This is a genomic window from Alcaligenes sp. HNGD-HTN06 (genome assembly GCF_049932565.1).
Lineage (GTDB): Bacteria > Pseudomonadota > Gammaproteobacteria > Burkholderiales > Burkholderiaceae_B > Alcaligenes > Alcaligenes ammonioxydans.
Genome location: NZ_CP187782.1, coordinates 3246776 through 3263969 on the forward strand (window position 1 = coordinate 3246776; position 17194 = coordinate 3263969).

Here is a 17194-nt window from a genome sequence, read left to right on the forward strand (position 1 = left end):
CACGCCGAACTGGTACAGCAGGCATAGCCCTGCCAACAAACCCCGTACTTTTCATAAGTTCGGGGTTTTGTGTTTCAGGGCGTATCTGTCCGCCTGTTGTTAGCCATCCAAAAAATGTTTAGCTAAAAAACATTCCCCCCTATAATGGCCGTCATGAATCTCTTGTCGCGTATATTGCCTTTGTCCAACGTGGTTCTAGATCTTGCTGTCACCAGCAAGAAGCGCGCTTTTGAACAAGCCGGACTAATATTCGAGAACCATCACGGCATTGCCCGGACAGCCGTTTTCCATAGCCTGATCGCTCGCGAGCGCCTGGGCTCCACCGCTCTTGGTCACGACGTTGCTGTGCCGCACGGTCGGATCAAGGACCTCAAGGAGCCTTGTGCCGTTTTCATGCGTCTGGCCGAGCCGGTGCGTTTCGATCCCAGCGATGGCCGTACCGCCAGCCTGCTGTTCTTTCTGCTGGTTCCCGAGACGGCCACTCAAATCCACCTGGACTTGCTGGCCGAGATCGCCCGCCTGATGGCCGATCAGGATATCCGTCAGGCACTGGCACAGGAAACGGACCCGGTTCAAATACACCAGCTCCTGACCCAGACCCCCGATCTCAACGCGGAACATTCCGATGCTGACAGTTCAAGAACTGGTCAATGATAATCACGACAAGCTCGAGGTAAGCTGGGCAGCCGGAAAACATGCTGCCCTGCGCCCCATCCCCGACCTTGGTGCTTCTGCCGCGGATCTGGTCGGCCATCTGAACCTGATCCATCCGGGCCGCATTCAGGTTTTCGGCCCCGAAGAGCTCTCTTTCTACAGTCGCTTTGACGTCAAGCGTCGCCTGCATCACCTGGATGATCTCAGGCAAGGCGGAGTTCCCGCCCTGTTCATCGCCAATGACGCCGTCGCTCCCGACGACCTGATCCAGTTTTGCGAAGAACAAGGCGTACCCCTGCTCTACACGCCTATTGATGCCGCCCAGCTCATTGATCTGCTGCGCATTTATCTGGGCAGACGTCTGGCCCCGAAAACCACCATGCACGGTGTCTTTATGGATGTGCTGGGTTTGGGGGTACTGATTACCGGCGAGTCGGGACTGGGAAAAAGCGAACTGGCGCTGGAATTGATCTCGCGTGGTCACGGTCTGGTGGCAGACGATGCGGTCGAACTGTCCCGCACCGCCCCCAACATGATTGACGGTCAGTGCCCACCCCTACTGCAAAATCTGCTTGAGGTACGGGGCCTGGGTCTGCTGGACATACGCACCATTTTCGGCGAAACCTCCGTTCGTCGTAGAATGAAGCTTAAACTAATCGTGCACCTGGTCCGTTCCAACCCCGACAGTTTCGAGCGTCTGCCCACCCAGGACCAGACGCAGGAAGTGCTGGGGGTCGACATCAAACGTGTCATGCTCCAGGTGGCCGCAGGCCGAAACCTTGCGGTGCTGGTGGAAGCGGCGGTGCGCAATACCATCCTCGCTTTCCGCGGCATTGACACCATGGGCGATTTCATCGAACGCCAGGCACTGGCTATCATGAATAGCCGCGAAGACTAGGCACCCCAGGGCCATTCGCACTCAGCGTGCCCTGAGGGCTTTGTCCTGTTTCACCTAACCGCCGCCCGCCTGCCGGGCAGCGACTCGGAGCCTTTTGCCACAATGCTGAAAGTTGTATTGATTACCGGCATATCCGGTTCGGGAAAATCAGTTGCCTTGCGTCTGCTGGAAGATACCGGCTATCTCTGCATAGACAACCTGCCTCCCCGATTTCTGGCCGAATTTGTTCAGCGTTCTGCTGAACAGGGGCTGGAGCGACTGGCCGTCGCCATTGACGTGCGCGGCGCCGGTGATCTGGACATCCTGCCCGGAGTCATCAGCAAGCTGAACGAAGAAGGCTATGCCCTGCGCGTACTGTTTCTCAATGCCAGCGATCACACTCTGATGCAGCGTTACTCGGAATCGCGTCGCCGTCACCCGCTGACAGACCGCCTCCGTCAGGACGGCCGCTCCCCCTCGCTGCAGGAATGCATCGAAGCAGAGCGGGAAATGACCGCTCCTTTGCGCGAACTGGGCCACATTATCGACACCACGGACCTGACACCCGGCCAGCTGCGCGCCTGGATTCGCGATCTGGTGCAGGCCGATCGGGCCAGCGTGGTGCTGACCTTTGAGTCCTTTGCCTACAAACGTGGCGTGCCCGGCGATGCCGATCTGGTATTTGACGTGCGCTGTCTACCCAACCCGCACTACGACCCCGAACTGCGTCCCATGACAGGCCGGGACGAGCCAGTGGCCAAATGGCTGGCCCAGTTCGGCTCCGTGGAAACCATGATCGATGACATCGCGGGTTTCGTGCGGCGCTGGCTACCTTTATATATGCAGGACACTCGCAATTATCTGACTGTAGCCATTGGTTGCACGGGCGGTCAGCATCGCTCTGTCTATGTAGCGGAACAACTGGCACTGCGTTTTGCCGATTATGCGCCCTTGCTGGTACGCCATCGCAACCAACCGCCTATCAATCCCGTCCCATGAGTCATTCCCTTTTTTACAAATTAGGCGCCGTGCTGAGCATACTGGCCTTGCTGGCCGGGTGCTCATCCAGCCCCAAGCGCGCCAAACCCAAAGCCAAACCGGGGGCCACCGTTTCAGCGCCGCGAGGCGGAGGTTATTACAAAGACGATGGCCCCCACTCTCGCATACCGGCCAATCTGCACGCCACTCCCAACGCCACCCCTCGCATAGAACCGATCGCCCGCAGCAATACCCGTCCCTATACCGTGCTCGGCAAAAGCTTTGTTCCTCATACTTCCCACAAAGCCTTTACCCAGACCGGCACCGCTTCCTGGTATGGACGCAAGTTTCACGGCAAGAAAACCGCTAATGGCGAAACCTACGATATGTATGCCATGACGGCGGCCCATCCCACCTTGCCTATTCCGAGCTATGCGCGTGTGACCCGGCCCAAGACAGGCAAATCTGTCATTGTGCGCATCAACGATCGCGGCCCCTTTCACAGCTCACGCATCATCGATTTATCCTACGTCGCGGCAGCCAAGCTGGACTTGATTGCGCCCGGCAGCGGCACTGTCCTGGTGGAAGCGATTACCGAGGAAGAAATACGTAATGGCAGCTTTGAGCAGGGCGACATTGAGCTGGCCCAGGCCGAGGCTGAAACACCCCTCGACACACTGGCCATCGCCGAACCCCAATCCAGCCTGACCATCACGGAAACGCTGGAGCCTACGCCCGATGCCTTGTCTGCCCTGCCGCAAGAAGAGCTGACGATAGAGCTGGATGATTCCCCCAGCTGGAGCAGCGATGCCAACGATCAGCAGTTGATTGTGCAGGCGACGACAACAAACACCAGCAAGCCGCAGGCTCCTTCGGGTCAAAGCCGGGTTTACCTCCAGTTCGGCGCATTCTCTGCAAGAGAGAATGCCGCCGCCCTGGCGCAACAGCTCAATCGCCAGATAGCGCAGGTGGAATACCGCGATGCCCAGGTTCAGACCCACAACGATCTGTACCGCGTACAGATCGGGCCCTACCCCAATCGCACCGAAGCGATTAACGCGGCCTACCGCATCAAGCAAAAAACCGGTCTTAGCCCCTCTGTCGCTGTGCGCTAAGGTATTGGGAGAAGCAATCCGACCGGCTCCAGCTCACTAGCCTTGGGGCGCGTTTGCCAAGCCCCAGGCATAGAGTACATCGCGGGAAATCCCGGTTGCCTGACTGGCAATGCGGGCGGCGTCCCGCAATGAAACCTGCTCCAGCAGGGCCTTCATCCACCGCTGCGTAGTTGCATCCAAAACGGGCGCATCCTCATCAGGCTCTCGCGGGGCCTCATGCAAAATCAGCACAAACTCCCCTTGCTCCCGGTGACTGTCCTCATCCAGCCAGGCCAGAGCCTGCCCCAGGGGCACGGTGTGAATCTGCTCGAAACGTTTACTCAGTTCACGCGCAAAAGTCAGCTCCCGCATTGGGCCGCATACCTCTTGCATATCGCGCACGGCGGCACGCAGGCGGTGGGGCGACTCGAACATCAACACCGGCATGCCCAGGCTGGACCAATGCTGCAGCCACTTGCGACGCGCCACCGTCTTGGGCGGCATAAAGCCGGCAAACGCAAATGCAGGGTTCTCGTCGCTCGTGGCGCCACTACCCATCAAGGCGGCAATAACGGCCGAGGCTCCGGGCAAAGGCACGACCTGAAACCCGGCTTGCCGCACTGAGCGCACCACACGCGCACCCGGGTCACTGACAGCAGGTGCCCCCGCATCCGACACCAAGGCCACTCGCTGCCCTTGCTCCAGACGCTGAATAATGGCCTGAGCCGCCTGCGCCTCGTTGTGACGATGAGCCGCCATCAGCGGCGTTTGTATGCCCCAGGCCTGTAAAAAAGGGCGCGTTGCCCGTGTGTCCTCGGCCGCAATAATGTCACACAGCTCCAGCGCCTGCCAGCCGCGCAGGCTAAGGTCTCCCATATTGCCAATGGGCGTGGCCACCACATACAGACAAGAGGATGGCCAGACCTGGCCCTGTACCTTGTCCATCATGCTTTGCCAGACTGCCGCGTTCACTGTCCGGTTTTCGGTATCGCTCATGCTCGATCCTGCTTATTCATCATCGTGTATCCCTATGAACCTCTTTGACTACGCCCGCCAGGCTCAAAATCGGCAACTGCGACGCAAACCGCAGCGTCGCCCAGCAAGCAGAAAGGCTGAGCCCAGGCGCTCTCCCAGTCAGACAAGCGGCGATCAGGCCGAACAGCGCGCCTGCGAACATGTCCTCGCTCATGGAGCCCGCGTTCTGGCCCGCCAATTACGTACTCGCTTTGGGGAAATTGACCTGGTCCTGTGCCATCAAGAGCAACTTGTGTTTCTGGAAGTGCGCCAGCGCAATCACAAGACCTACGGAGGGGCGCTTGCCAGTGTAAACCGGGATAAGCAACGGCGCTTGATCCTGGCCGCCCAACACTGGCTGCCAATCCTGAGCCAACGCTATTTTCATGGCCGGCTGCCAGCCTGCCGTTTTGACGTGATCGCGATTGAAGGCGATACCCTGACCTGGGTCCAGCAGGCCTTCGAACAAACTTGAGCCCGTTCCAACCAGGCCTGACTAGCTGGGAATTTTTCGGCAAGGACACTGTCCTATAGAAAAAATCGGGCACCTGCCCCTATCTCAATCCGGATACAGCATCTGGTTTCAATACCGTGGCGTTTTTTTCAACATGACACGTTCTGCCTGCCCCACAGGGAAATTCTCCGTGCGATAATGCGCGCTATGGACCTTATCGCCTTAATGACTTCGCATTTCGACGATTCCGTCGATACCCTCAAAGCCAGCACCCGCGAACTGGCCGAACCTTTGGCCGCCGCTGTCGAGCTATTGTTTGCCACCCTGGCTAACGACGGCAAGATTCTGGCTTGCGGAAACGGCGGATCAGCAGCCGACGCCCAGCACTTTATTGCAGAGCTGGTGGGCCGTTTTGAGCGCGACCGCCTGCCTTTGGCCGGCATTGCGTTGAACACCGATACCTCGATCATGACGGCGGTGGGCAACGATTACGGCTTTGACAGTATTTTTGAACGCCAGGTCAGTGCCTTGGGCCAGACTGGCGACATTCTGGTGGCCATCTCCACCAGCGGCAACTCGCCTAATGTCATCCGCGCCATCGAGGCCGCCCGCGAGCGCGATATGGTCATCATTGCCCTGACAGGCAAAGGCGGCGGAAAAATCGCCGAGCTGCTCTCGGACACAGACATTCATCTTTGCGTACCGCACGATCGAACCATGCGTATTCAGGAAGTACACATTGTTCTGTTGCATGCCATGTGCGATGGCATTGATGCCCTGCTGCTGGGAGATCCCCTATGAAACACCGTTTGATTCTGGCCGCCCTGCTGGCCAGCACCACACTGACCGGCTGCGGACTACTGGTGGTCGGCGGCGCTGCCGCCACGACCGCTGTCGTAGCTACCGACCGTCGCACCACAGGCGAACAGGTCGAGGACAAAACCATCGTCATGAAAGCCGGCGCGGAAACACGTCGCCTGCTGGAGAACAAGGAAGGTCGCATCAACACCACCTCCTACGCCGGGCTTGCCCTGCTGACGGGGGATGTGCCCACCCAGGCTGACAAGGAAGAGGCAGGACGTCTGGTCTCCAAAGTCGACAAAGTCACTCGCGTGGTCAATGAATTGCGCGTGGGCGAGCCCACCCCGTTGAGTGTGCGTTCGAACGACTCCTGGATTACCACCCGGGTCAGCACCGCCTTGCTGAACGCCAAGGACGTGCCTAGCCGCACGATCTCCACCACAACCGAGCGTGGCGTAGTCTACCTGCTGGGCCGTGTCACTCACGAAGAGGGCGAACGCGCCGCGATTGCCGCCTCCAGCGTGCCCGGCGTGAACAAAGTGGTCAAGCTCTTTGAGTACGTCAGCGCCGAAAGCCTGGCACAACCTTTTAGCACCAACAATCAGCCAAGCACTGCCCCCGCTGGCACAGCGGCTCCGGCAGCACAGCCTGCTCCCGCCTCTTCTGTAGAAGTGATGCCTGTCCAATGAAAAAAGTAGTCATCATTGCCTTTGTCGTTGCCATCGCTGTAGGTCTGGGCGTATGGACCATGTCCGGCAGCGCCAAGGCCAGCGCCCCGGACGTCGCCTTCACCGACCTCAATGGCAAACACTTTGAGACCAAAGATCTGCAAGGCAAAGTAGTCCTGGTGAAGTTCTGGGCCACGGACTGCACCACCTGCGTTGCGCAAATGCCTGACAACATTGAGAACTTCAATGCCTTGTCCAGCAAGGGATTTGATATCGTGGCCGTCGCCATGAAGCACGACCCCATCAATTACGTGCGTAATTTCACCCAGTCCCGCCAACTGCCGTTCACGGTTGTCCATGACGACAAGGGCGATATCGCCAAGGCCTTTGGGGACGTCCGTCTGACGCCCACTGCCTTTTTACTCGACAAACAGGGTTACATCATCAAGCGCTACCTGGGCAACTACGACAAGCAGGAGTTCATTGCTACTGTCGAAAAAGCCCTGGCCAGCAGCTAAGCTCCTGTTTTTGCCCCAGCCACATAACCCCGGGTACCAGCAGTGGACCCGGGTTTTCTTCAAGTGAGCGCATCAATGAGCACCACAGATCCGCAGAATTATTCCTCGACCGTCAAAGCAGAAGTTTTGTCCGAGGCCCTGCCCTATATTCGTCGCTTCCACGGCAAAACCGTTGTCATCAAGTACGGTGGCAATGCCATGACCGAAGAAGCTTTGCAGCGCAGCTTTGCCCATGATGTGGTCTTGCTCAAGCTGGTTGGCCTCAAGCCCGTTGTGGTGCACGGTGGCGGCCCCCAGATCAACGACGCCCTCAAGCGCGTGGGTAAGGAAGGCACTTTTATCCAGGGCATGCGCGTGACCGACGCTGAAACCATGGAAGTGGTGGAGTGGGTTCTGGGTGGTCAGGTACAGCAAGACATCGTCATGATGATCAATGAAGCCGGCGGCAAGGCCGTCGGTCTGACAGGTAAGGACGGTGGCATGATTCGTGTCACCAAAAAAATGCTGCCTGACGCCGAGCACCCCGGCCAACTGCTCGATATCGGTTTTGTGGGCGATATCGAAAGCATTCAGCCCGAGGTGGTCAAAGCCTTGCAAGATGACCAGTTCATCCCCGTGATCTCCTCGATTGGATACGGCGAGGACGGTCAGGCTTACAACATCAATGCCGACGTGGTGGCCGGCAAGATGGCCGAGGTGCTCAGTGCGGAGAAACTGGTCATGCTGACCAACACCCCCGGCGTGCTGAACAAGGAAGGCCAGTTGTTGCGCCGCCTGTCGGCTCAAACGATTGACGAGCTCTTTGCCGACGGCACAATCTCCGGCGGCATGCTGCCCAAGATTTCCTCGGCTCTGGATGCCGCCCGCAACGGGGTCAATTCCGTCCATGTCATCGACGGACGTGTTCCCCATTGCCTGCTGCTGGAAATCCTGACTGACCGTGGTGTTGGCACCATGATCAGCTCGCATTAATCCGTGCGCGCTCCAATCCGTGCCCATGCCTGGGCACGGCCTTTGTCTGCCTGCCAGCCCGATGAGACCATCTGGCTGTTTGACCTGGATAACACCCTGCACAATGCCTCTCAAGGCATTTTTCAGGCTATTGACGGGCGCATGCGCATCGGCGTGGCGCAAACCCTGGGTGTAGACATGGACGAGGCCGACCGGCTGCGTCTGGAATACTGGCAACGCTATGGCGCAACCATGATTGGCCTGCATCGCCATCACGGCGCCGACCCGGCGGCCTTCCTCAAGCACGCGCACGATTTTGATGTGCCTTCCCTGATCAGTGCCGAGCCGGGCCTTGCCTACCAGCTGCGCCGCCTACCGGGCTATAAGCTGTTGTTGACCAACGCGCCCCAGGACTACGCACATCGTGTTCTGAAGGCACTGAATTTGCTACCGGTTTTTGATGGCCTGTGGGCTATTGAGCACATGCAACTGCAAGGTCGCTATCGCCCCAAGCCCTCGCAGGCGCTGATGAAGCAGGCCTTGGCCATGCTCAAGGCGCAGGCTCGCGACATTGTGCTGGTGGAAGATACCTTGCGCAATCTGAAAAGCGCCCGACAACTGGGGATGCAAACCATCCACATCTATAACGCGGGCACTCCCTTTAGCGCCATGTATCATGGCCGCAGCCCTTATGTCGATCACCGCATCAACCGCATCGCCCAACTGGTCAAGAACTGGCCACGCCTCTAAGGGCCTTACCATCCCTGTCACGATAGCGAGCCAATTCCCTTTTTCAGTGATGTGTCGTCAAGAGCGGCCATTTTGCTGCTCTTGACTCACCGACATACACAGCGGTCAGAAAAAAATCAGACCTGATGGCGCTGTTCCACCGCTTCGGCACCGCATACCGGGCAGGCCGGATCTTTGCGAAAACGCACCGTATGCCAATTCATGTTGAAGGCATCCACGCTTAACAAACGGCCGACCAAGGGCTCTCCGAAGCCGCCTAACAGCTTCAAGGCCTCGACTGCTTGCGCACTACCCACCATACCCAGCAAAGGCGACAGAACGCCTGTGGTAGCGCAGCGCAATTCCTCAACATCATCGGCTTCGGGGAACAGGCAGTGGTAGCAAGGGGCGTCGGGTTGACGCAGGTCATAGGTGCTGACCTGCCCCGAAAAACGAATCGCCGCACCGGACACCAATGGTTTACGCAGGGCCACGCAGGCGCGGTTAATGGCGTGGCGGGTCGCAAAGTTGTCGCAGCAATCCAGCACCAAATCGACTTGCCGAACCCAATGCATCAAGCCCGCTTCGTCCAGACGCTGAACGACAGGAGTGACCTTGACTTCAGGATTGAGCTGCTCAATGTGCAGCTTGGCAGACTCGACCTTGTCCCAGCCCAGACGATCAGTGGTGTGAGCAATCTGGCGTTGCAGATTGCTCAATTCCACTTGATCATCGTCGACCAGAATGATGGAGCCCACCCCCGAAGCCGCCAGATACGCCACCACCGGGGAGCCCAGGCCTCCCGCTCCAACTACCAGGATGCGGGAGGCCAGCACCCGCTCCTGCGCTTCCACCCCGAACTCGTCGAGCAGAATATGCCGCGCATAGCGCAGTAATTGCTGATCTTCCACGTCAAGAGCCTGTGTTTACGGAGTTACCGGCTCGAGCCCTTTCGGGGTGATTCGGAACCGCTCAACGCTGGGTTGCTGATTCAGGGGACTTTTTTTTTCAGTCGATTCGGACGCCACGTCCTTCTCGCGCTGGGCAGCAGCCTGCTTGGCGGCAGCAACTTTGGCCGGATCATTTTTCATGACCGGACGTCCCGCCAAATGGTTCAGCGCCTGCTGCAACTGATAATCGTCGTCACCACCAAACTCGAACATCTTGAATTCGGGGCTCATACCCAGATCAGGCTGTTCTTCTTCGGTGCTTTCATCCACTTTACTGTTGAGCAAATGGCGTTTGAGATCCACCTCACGAGGCAGACGGAACAAATTACCTTGTGCGGTATCGTCCACCACCACATCTGGCTGAACGCCCGTCACCTGAATCGACGTGCCGTTAGGCGTGTAATACAAAGCGGTGGTCAGCTTCAGCCCTGAGTCCTCGGACAGCGGCACCACGCTTTGCACCGAGCCCTTGCCGAAGGTGCGATTACCAATAATGGTGGCCCGCTTGTGATCCTGCAAAGCACCAGCCACAATTTCCGAGGCCGAGGCCGAGCCCACATTCACCAGCACAACGATAGGCACGGTCTTGAGCCAGTCCAGCTTTTTCAGGACGTCCGCATCCGTGTCGAGCTCACCCAGCACGGACTGCATGGACTTGACGTAATACTCGCGATTGGACGAGGGGATACGACCTTTGGTCGATACCACCAGGTCACCCGAATCCAGGAAGGCGGACGAGACGCCAATAGCGCTTTCCAGCAAGCCACCAGGATCGTTGCGCAGGTCAATGACCAAACCTTTCGGTGCGCCAGGGCCTTTGTAGACTTCGGACAATTGCTTGATCAGATCAGCCGCCGTGCGTTCCTGGAACTGGGCAATGCGCACGTAGGCCACGTCGTCAGCCAGCATCTTGGAGCGCACGCTGCGCACCTTGATGACATCGCGCACCAGATTGAATTCCAGCGGCTTGTCCCGGCCAGCACGACGAATCGTCAGTTTGATCGATGTATTGGGCTCGCCACGCATTTGCTTGACTGCATCATTCAGGCTCAAATCCTTGGTCGGTTTGCCATTGATGTGCGTGATGATGTCGCCAGCCAGAATGCCGGCACGGGCAGCCGGTGTGTCTTCAATCGGCGAGATGACTTTGGGCATCCCGTCCTCGCTACCGATTTCTATGCCCAGACCGCCAAACCCGCCCTGGGTCATGGCTTCCATTTCCTTGAACGCATCCGCATCCAGATAGGCCGAGTGCGGGTCCAGATCGGTAAATAGCCCCTTGATCGCATTATTGACCAGGGTCTGATCCGTCAAAGGTTCCACGTACGTGTTCTTGATGGCAGCGAACACATTGGCGAACTGTTGCAGTTCGCGCAAAGGCAATGGCTCGCCGCGTTGAGCGACCGCAGTAATGCCAAGGCTGATCAAAATACCGCCCACAGCACCTGCTGCCACTAGTCCAATGCTGCCAATCCTTCGAGTGCTCATGCACATTCCCATTATTTTCAGATTCAAGACGGGGCCACCTCCCGGAGCTGACCCGACCATGCATTATAAGAGTAGCGTAAAGCGCCGACCAGCGTGAACTGGGCTTGAGTCGCTACCCTGCGCAACAAATGCGAGCAAAAGTAAACGGCGGCCCAAAAAAACTCAGGGCCCCAGCCAAACCTGCGGATTAATGGGCTTGCCCTGATGGCGCAACTCAAAATACAGGCCCGGCTCAACCTGCCCGCCAGTCGCCCCCACCCGCGCAACAGCGTCTCCGCGCCCCACGACATCACCGACCTGCTTGAGCGTGCTCTGGTTATAAGCGTAAACGCTCAGGTAGTCGCGCCCATGATCAATAATCAGCAAATTACCAAACCCGGTCATCCAACTGGCAAAGACCACCCGACCGGGGGCCACCGCACGGACCGTAGTGCCGGCTGACGCCCGCAACACAATACCGCGCCAAATACCGCCGTCAGGCCGCTCGGCACCGAACTTGCCTTGCACTTGTCCCCGCACGGGATAGGGCAAGCCCCGCTTCAAGCCCTGAAATCCACCTTCGGGCTCCAAGGCAGGCGCGGCAGACTGCTCCACAGGCTCTTCCTCCACCTGCACCTCCCGCACCTTGGGAGCAACAGGCTGGCCAATCGGCTCGCTAGGCTCGGATGAGGCCTCCAGACTATCAGACAGCAACCGCTCGTTTGTCGTCGGTGGCGTGTAGGTCAAGGGCGGACGCGGAATGGCTTGCGCCGGCTCTGCTGGCGCCGGTTTGCTGGGCGGCAGGGCTGGCGGCAATGGTGGCTGGGTAGCGCGGGCGCGCTCCAACAGCTCCCGCTCGCGTTCCAGACGCGCCTGCTCACGGGCGGCCTGCTCCCGCTCGGCCTTGCGACGCAATTCCTGCTGGCGAAGCTGCTCGGCCTTGCGCGCCTCCTCGGCACGACGAGCGGCCTCCCGGCGTCGTTGCTCTTCAGCACGGCGGGCTAGCTCGGCCTGGCGGGCAATCTCGGTTTCCAGCCCAGAGATCAAGTCTCCCAGGCGCTTGTCATTGCTTTGCAAATTGGCTGCCTGGCCACGCTGGCGCTCGAGCTCCGCGCTGATGTCCGCCACCACCTTGGCCCGCTTTTCTTTCTGTTCCTGCAAGGCCACTTTCTGGGCAGCCGCCTCAGCAGCCAGTTGCTCCTGTTCTTTTTCACGCGCGGCAAGCTGAGCCTGCAGGCGATCCAGTCGCTCAACAGTACGACGCACCTGATGCACCTGCTCGGTCTGTTGACGCGACACATAGCCCAAGTAATACAACTCGCGGTTGATGGCGTTGGGGTCATCGCCGGACAAGAGGGCGGCCCAGGGAGAGACGCCATTGGCGTACTGCGCGCGCAACTGCTCGGCCAGTTCCTGCTGACGCTGCGCTTTAAGCGCCTGTTGTTCGCGGATCTGCTTGCCTAGGGTGCCCAGTTGCTCGTGCAACTGCTCTTGCCGCTGTTCGATCTGGGCCAGCGTGCGATCGATATCGGAGATCGCCTGCTCGGATTCACGCAAGGCATTGGCCGCATCACGACGAGAGCTTTCACTGCTGTCAATGCTCTTGCGTAAGGATTCGATTTTCTGGCGCAGCTCTGCCTGCTGCTTTTGAGCCTGGGCCTGGCGCGCGGCCAGATCCGGGTCCACAGCCAGTACCGGAAAGGTCCAGGCTGCCAGCAACAGGCAAACGCTGTAGCGCCACATTGTTTACTGCGCCTTGCCCTGATTGGCGACCGCTTGCATCTGGGCCGCAATCGATTCCTGGTCGCCCAGGTAGTAATGGCGGATAGGACGCAGGTTCTCATCCAGCTCGTATACCAGTGGCTGACCGGTCGGAATGTTCAGGTGAACAATATCCTCATCGGAGATGCCATCCAGATGCTTGATCAAAGCGCGCAGGCTGTTGCCATGAGCGGTTACCAGAACACGGCGTCCGGAACGGATGGCCGGCGCAATGGACTCGTCCCAGAACGGCACGACACGGGCCACGGTGTCTTGCAAACATTCGGTGCGCGGCAATTCATCGGCCGGCACACGGGCGTAACGAGCATCAAAGCGTGGGTTGCGTGGATCATCCTCGGCAACGGGATCAGGAGCGATTGCATAGGCACGACGCCAGATCAGAACTTGATCCTCTCCGTACTTTTGTGCGGTTTCGGCTTTATTTAAGCCTTGTAAAGCACCATAATGGCGTTCGTTCAAACGCCAGCTCAAACCGATAGGAGTGTGCATGGCGTCCATCGAATCCAGGGCGATCCAAAGGGTACGGATAGCGCGCTTGAGGACCGAGGCAAAAGCCAGGTCGAACTCAAAGCCGTTTTCTTTGAGCAGATCACCGGCCTGCTTTGCCTGTTGGCGCCCGGTTTCGGTAAGATCGACATCGGTCCAGCCAGTAAACCGGTTCTCCAGGTTCCACTGGCTTTCGCCGTGCCGCATCAATACAAGTTTATACATGGTAAAAACAGCCTCGAGGTTGAAAAATTGGCGCCACTCTATAATCGTGTGATCCGACCTTTTTTTCTTGCTTTTCTTGGTAATCAACAGGATTTAACGTGGACTTCATCTTAAGTCAGAACAATCTTCTAATTTTAGCAATTGCGGTGCTTGCCGGCATTATGCTGTTAATACCCAGCTTTTTCAAAGGCCGTGCCGGGCGCGCAGTTTCAAGCTCTGAAGCGGTACAGATGGTAAACCAGAAAGACGCTATTTTGATTGATCTACGTAGCGCCGATCAGTTCAAGACCGCGGCAATTGCGCAATCGCGCAACATCCCGGCTGCCGACCTTGACGCCAAGGCCAACAGCCTGCCCAAAGACAAACCTGTCATCCTGGTGTGTGAAACTGGCCGTAGCGCCCAACGCAGCGTTGCGGTTCTGCGCAAACATGGCATTGAGCAGGCCTACACACTGGAAGGCGGTATCCAGGGCTGGATGCAGGCCAGTCTGCCCGTCAAAAAATCGTAAGCTCTCCTTCTACGAGGCTCTCATGGCAAAAGTCACGATGTACTCCACAATGGTGTGCCCTTATTGTGTGCGCGCTGAAATGCTGCTCAAACAACGCGGCGTCACCGAAATCAATAAAATCCTGATTGATCGCGAACCGGAACAGCGCGCCCTGATGATGGAGCGTACCGGTCGACGTACGGTTCCCCAAATCTACATTGGCGACACCCATGTAGGTGGCTACGATGATCTGGCCGCTTTGGACCGTGAAGGTGGTCTGCTGCCTTTGCTGGCTGCCTGATTTTTTTTCTAACCATTTTTTTATCCCATAGGATCACCCATGGCCGACCAGAACAACACAGCCGCTGAACAAGAAGCTCAACAACCCAGCTTCAGCCTGCAGCGCACCTACATCAAAGACCTGTCCATCGAAATGCCCAATGCCCCCCAGATCTTTCTGGAGCAAGAGGCCCCTTCCGTGGAAGTGTCCATCAATGTGGGCGGCCAGCGCCTGGCTGACACGGTTTACGAAAGCACCGTGACCGCCACAGTGACCACACGCATTGGCGACAAGGTCATGTACTTGGTGGAAGCCACCCAGGCCGGTATTTTTGAAGCTGCCAACATTCCTGAAGAGCAGCTCGAGCCCTTGCTGGGCATTGTGTGCCCCACCATGCTGTACCCATACTTGCGCGCTGCCGTGGCCGACGCCATCAACCGTACGTCCCTGCCTGCCCTGCATCTGACGGAAGTGAACTTCCAGTCCCTGTACGAGCAGCGCCTGGCTCAGCAACAGGGCGCAGCCCAAACTGACGGCCAGCCTTTGCAGGCCTGATGATGTCAAACGCGCACACTCCTGTTCGTGTCGCAGTCCTGGGCGCAGGCAGTTGGGGCACGGCGCTGGCCGCCCTGGCCAGCCTCCAGGCTCCCACGATGGTGTGGGCGCGCAAATCATCCACAGCTCATGCCATCGGGCAGGATCATCGCAATCCCGCCTACCTGCCCGATGTCCTGCTCCCCGAATCGCTACAAGCCAGCGACAATCTGAAGCACGTCATGGATTTCGCACTGGCCGACGATACCGGGCCCGCCCTCATCATTCTGGGTGTGCCTGTTCGTGGTCTGGCACAGACCTGTGTGGACCTGGCGCAGCACTTGCCCGCCACACGCCGTCATCCTGTCCTGTTGGTCTGGACCTGCAAAGGCTTTCATCAGGAAAGCGGTTTACTACCCCATCAGATTGTGCGCGAAAGCCTGCCTGAGCGCCCCTGGTTAGGCCGGGCCGTATTGTCTGGTCCCTCTTTCGCGCTGGAAGTGGCCAAAGGCCTGCCTGTCGCCCTGACCCTGGCCTGCCAACCCGCCTCCATGGCGGACATCGCCCTGGCCGCTCTGCATGGCAAGCAAGCCCGCCTCTACACCAGCACCGACATGATCGGTGTGGAAGTCGGTGGCGCTGTCAAAAACATCATGGCAATTGCCTGCGGCATTGCCGACGCACTGGGCCTGGGCCACAACGCCCGTGCCGCCCTGATTACCCGAGGCCTGGCTGAAATGCAGCGTCTGGGTGTCGCTCTGGGCGGTCACGCAGAAACCTTCTTCGGACTGGCCGGTCTGGGAGATCTGGTCCTGACCGCGACCGGCGAGCTCTCCCGCAACCGGCAAGTTGGCCTGGCGCTGGGCGCCGGAGAAAGCCTGGACAGCATCCTGGCCACCGGCATTACGGCCGAGGGGGTACGCTGCGCCCGCGCGGTTCTGGAGATGGGCAAGGCGCACCACATTGAACTCCCGATTACCGCCGCGGTCTGCCAGATTCTGTTTGAACAGCTCTCCCCGCGTGAAGCCGTCCACGCCTTGCTCACTCGCGAGGCCAAGCAGGAAGGCCATTAACCCCGCTTGCCATCTGGTCTGGCCTCTCCTTGTCAGGCCGGCGGTCAACCGTCTTTTTATTCAACATCAAAACAATGTCATTGCTTGCTCGTTCTCGTGATCTTCTGCTCCGCTCCGTGCTGGGGCTGGCCTGCACCGGTTTGCTGGCGCAGGCTGCTCAGGCCCAGTCCAGCTGGCCTGAACGTCCCATTCAGATGGTGGTGCCCTTCCCGGCAGGCTCCTCGCCTGACGCGCTGGCCCGTGCCATTTCCGAACCCCTTTCCCAGGCCCTGGGGCAGACCATCATTGTGGACAATCGCCCGGGTGCAGGCGGCAATATCGGCACCCGCTTTGTTGCTCATGCCAAGCCCGACGGCTACACCCTGCTGCTGACCATTAACGGCCCCATGGTGACGGCTCCCACCCTTTACAAGACCTCGCTGGGCTACGACCCGCTGAACGATCTGCAGCCTGTCTCCATGATTGGCACCAGCCCCAACGTTCTGGTCGTACCGGCTGACTCACCCGCCAATACAGTAGAGGAGTTCATTGCCCTGGCCAAATCCCGCCCCGGTGAATTGAACTACGGCTCTGTCGGCCCCGGCAGCTCGGCCCACCTGGCGATGGCCATGCTCGAGCATGCCGTCGACATCAAGCTGGAGCAAATCCCCTACTCCGGTTTTCCACAAATTCTGACGGCCATTATTGGCGGAGACATTGACGCCGCCTTCATGGTTCCAGGCATTGCCATGCCGCAGGTTGAGGCTGGTAAAGTCAAGGCATTGGCCGTGACGTCCCTGCAGCCCAGCGAATTGCTGCCGGACTTAACCACCATGGCACAAGCCGGTCTGGAAAACTTCGAGGCAATCTCCTGGGATGCTTTCTTTGTCCCCCACAACACCTCGGAGGATGTCGTCAAACGTCTGAACCAGGAAATCACCACCATCTTGCAACGCGACGATATCAAGGCCAAGCTCAAGGCCTTTTACTTTTCGTCCGAACCCTCCACCCCCCAAGCGCTGACGGACAAGATCGTGGCCGACAAAGCTCGTTGGGATGAGGTGATCGAACGCCTGAATCTGTCGCTGGAATAAAAGCCTCGACTCATTCCTCTGCAAATGGCCCTGCGAACCTCTTGGTTGCAGGGCCATCTTTCTGTGGATTCGACCACCATCACGCACAGTCCGTCCAA

General features: G+C 58.6%; 20 protein-coding genes. 15 read left to right on the forward strand and 5 right to left on the reverse strand.

All coding sequences use genetic code 11. From position 1 onward, the window contains the following. Positions 1-153: 153 nt before the first annotated feature. The 4 genes from ACOZ42_RS14830 to ACOZ42_RS14845 all read left to right on the forward strand — a co-directional run bounded on the left by ACOZ42_RS14830 (position 154) and on the right by ACOZ42_RS14845 (position 3624). Positions 154-654: a PTS sugar transporter subunit IIA gene (locus ACOZ42_RS14830; RefSeq protein ID WP_059318337.1), complete on the forward strand. Its 501-nt coding sequence runs from the start codon at positions 154-156 to the stop codon at positions 652-654. Further along, the gene (gene hprK / locus ACOZ42_RS14835) at positions 626-1552 is read left to right on the forward strand and encodes an HPr(Ser) kinase/phosphatase (RefSeq protein ID WP_003802126.1); all 927 of its coding nucleotides are present in this window, start codon (positions 626-628) and stop codon (positions 1550-1552) included. Before ACOZ42_RS14830 ends, hprK begins: the two co-directional genes overlap by 29 nt. 102 nt (positions 1553-1654) lie before the next feature. Next, positions 1655-2530 (forward strand): RNase adapter RapZ, encoded by an 876-nt coding sequence (rapZ, locus tag ACOZ42_RS14840; protein ID WP_003802127.1) that lies wholly within the window; start codon positions 1655-1657, stop codon positions 2528-2530. Further along, on the forward strand, positions 2527-3624 hold the full coding sequence (locus ACOZ42_RS14845) for a septal ring lytic transglycosylase RlpA family protein (protein ID WP_003802130.1): 1098 nt from the start codon (positions 2527-2529) through the stop codon (positions 3622-3624). The genes rapZ and ACOZ42_RS14845 overlap by 4 nt, the downstream gene beginning before the upstream one ends. Positions 3625-3660: 36 nt before the next feature. Here ACOZ42_RS14845 and rsmI read toward each other — a convergent pair whose 3' ends face one another. Beyond that, a complete protein-coding gene (gene rsmI, locus ACOZ42_RS14850) occupies positions 3661-4599 on the reverse strand; it encodes a 16S rRNA (cytidine(1402)-2'-O)-methyltransferase (protein WP_003802132.1) in 939 nt (312 codons plus the stop codon). A gap of 34 nt (positions 4600-4633) precedes the next feature. On the opposite strand from rsmI, the gene ACOZ42_RS14855 reads away from it, so the two are divergent. The 6 genes from ACOZ42_RS14855 (at position 4634) to ACOZ42_RS14880 (ending at position 8759) form a co-directional block, all read left to right on the forward strand. Next, positions 4634-5092, forward strand: a complete 459-nt coding sequence (locus tag ACOZ42_RS14855) for a YraN family protein (protein WP_059318215.1) — start codon at positions 4634-4636, stop codon at positions 5090-5092. Positions 5093-5278: 186 nt separating this feature from the next. After that, complete coding sequence (locus tag ACOZ42_RS14860) at positions 5279-5872, forward strand: phosphoheptose isomerase (RefSeq protein ID WP_003802136.1); 594 nt, start codon at positions 5279-5281, stop codon at positions 5870-5872. Next, positions 5869-6561, forward strand: a complete 693-nt coding sequence (locus ACOZ42_RS14865; RefSeq protein ID WP_003802139.1) for a BON domain-containing protein — start codon at positions 5869-5871, stop codon at positions 6559-6561. The genes ACOZ42_RS14860 and ACOZ42_RS14865 overlap by 4 nt, the downstream gene beginning before the upstream one ends. Then, on the forward strand, positions 6558-7058 hold the full coding sequence (locus ACOZ42_RS14870) for a peroxiredoxin family protein (protein WP_219235181.1): 501 nt from the start codon (positions 6558-6560) through the stop codon (positions 7056-7058). The genes ACOZ42_RS14865 and ACOZ42_RS14870 overlap by 4 nt, the downstream gene beginning before the upstream one ends. 75 nt (positions 7059-7133) lie before the next feature. Then, the gene (gene argB / locus ACOZ42_RS14875) at positions 7134-8030 is read left to right on the forward strand and encodes an acetylglutamate kinase (protein ID WP_003802143.1); all 897 of its coding nucleotides are present in this window, start codon (positions 7134-7136) and stop codon (positions 8028-8030) included. A 3-nt stretch (positions 8031-8033) separates the two neighbouring features. Continuing rightward, positions 8034-8759, forward strand: coding sequence for a pyrimidine 5'-nucleotidase (locus ACOZ42_RS14880; protein ID WP_003802144.1), 726 nt, complete (start codon positions 8034-8036; stop codon positions 8757-8759). 116 nt (positions 8760-8875) lie between these two features. Here the strand turns inward: ACOZ42_RS14880 and ACOZ42_RS14885 are convergent, their stop codons facing one another. The 4 genes from ACOZ42_RS14885 to gpmA form a co-directional block, all read right to left on the reverse strand. Beyond that, entirely contained in the window at positions 8876-9649 is a 774-nt protein-coding gene (locus ACOZ42_RS14885) for a HesA/MoeB/ThiF family protein (RefSeq protein ID WP_003802145.1), read from the reverse strand. A gap of 15 nt (positions 9650-9664) precedes the next feature. After that, positions 9665-11176, reverse strand: a complete 1512-nt coding sequence (locus tag ACOZ42_RS14890; RefSeq protein WP_039943413.1) for a S41 family peptidase — start codon at positions 11174-11176, stop codon at positions 9665-9667. 162 nt (positions 11177-11338) lie between these two features. Then, positions 11339-12898, reverse strand: coding sequence for a murein hydrolase activator EnvC family protein (locus ACOZ42_RS14895; RefSeq protein WP_426345311.1), 1560 nt, complete (start codon positions 12896-12898; stop codon positions 11339-11341). A gap of 3 nt (positions 12899-12901) precedes the next feature. Beyond that, entirely contained in the window at positions 12902-13648 is a 747-nt protein-coding gene (gpmA, locus tag ACOZ42_RS14900) for a 2,3-diphosphoglycerate-dependent phosphoglycerate mutase (RefSeq protein WP_426345312.1), read from the reverse strand. A gap of 230 nt (positions 13649-13878) precedes the next feature. Here gpmA and ACOZ42_RS14905 point away from each other — a divergent pair, with 230 nt between their 5' ends. The 5 genes from ACOZ42_RS14905 (at position 13879) to ACOZ42_RS14925 (ending at position 17096) form a co-directional block, all read left to right on the forward strand. Further along, on the forward strand, positions 13879-14157 hold the full coding sequence (locus ACOZ42_RS14905; protein WP_230406212.1) for a rhodanese-like domain-containing protein: 279 nt from the start codon (positions 13879-13881) through the stop codon (positions 14155-14157). Positions 14158-14179: 22 nt separating this feature from the next. Further along, a complete protein-coding gene (gene grxC / locus ACOZ42_RS14910; protein WP_003802150.1) occupies positions 14180-14437 on the forward strand; it encodes a glutaredoxin 3 in 258 nt (85 codons plus the stop codon). Between the two features lie 39 nt (positions 14438-14476). Next, the gene (gene secB / locus ACOZ42_RS14915) at positions 14477-14971 is read left to right on the forward strand and encodes a protein-export chaperone SecB (protein ID WP_003802152.1); all 495 of its coding nucleotides are present in this window, start codon (positions 14477-14479) and stop codon (positions 14969-14971) included. Then, positions 14971-16023, forward strand: coding sequence for an NAD(P)H-dependent glycerol-3-phosphate dehydrogenase (locus ACOZ42_RS14920; protein WP_003802154.1), 1053 nt, complete (start codon positions 14971-14973; stop codon positions 16021-16023). Before secB ends, ACOZ42_RS14920 begins: the two co-directional genes overlap by 1 nt. A gap of 74 nt (positions 16024-16097) precedes the next feature. Beyond that, positions 16098-17096 (forward strand): Bug family tripartite tricarboxylate transporter substrate binding protein, encoded by a 999-nt coding sequence (locus ACOZ42_RS14925; RefSeq protein WP_003802156.1) that lies wholly within the window; start codon positions 16098-16100, stop codon positions 17094-17096. Positions 17097-17194: the final 98 nt, after the last annotated feature.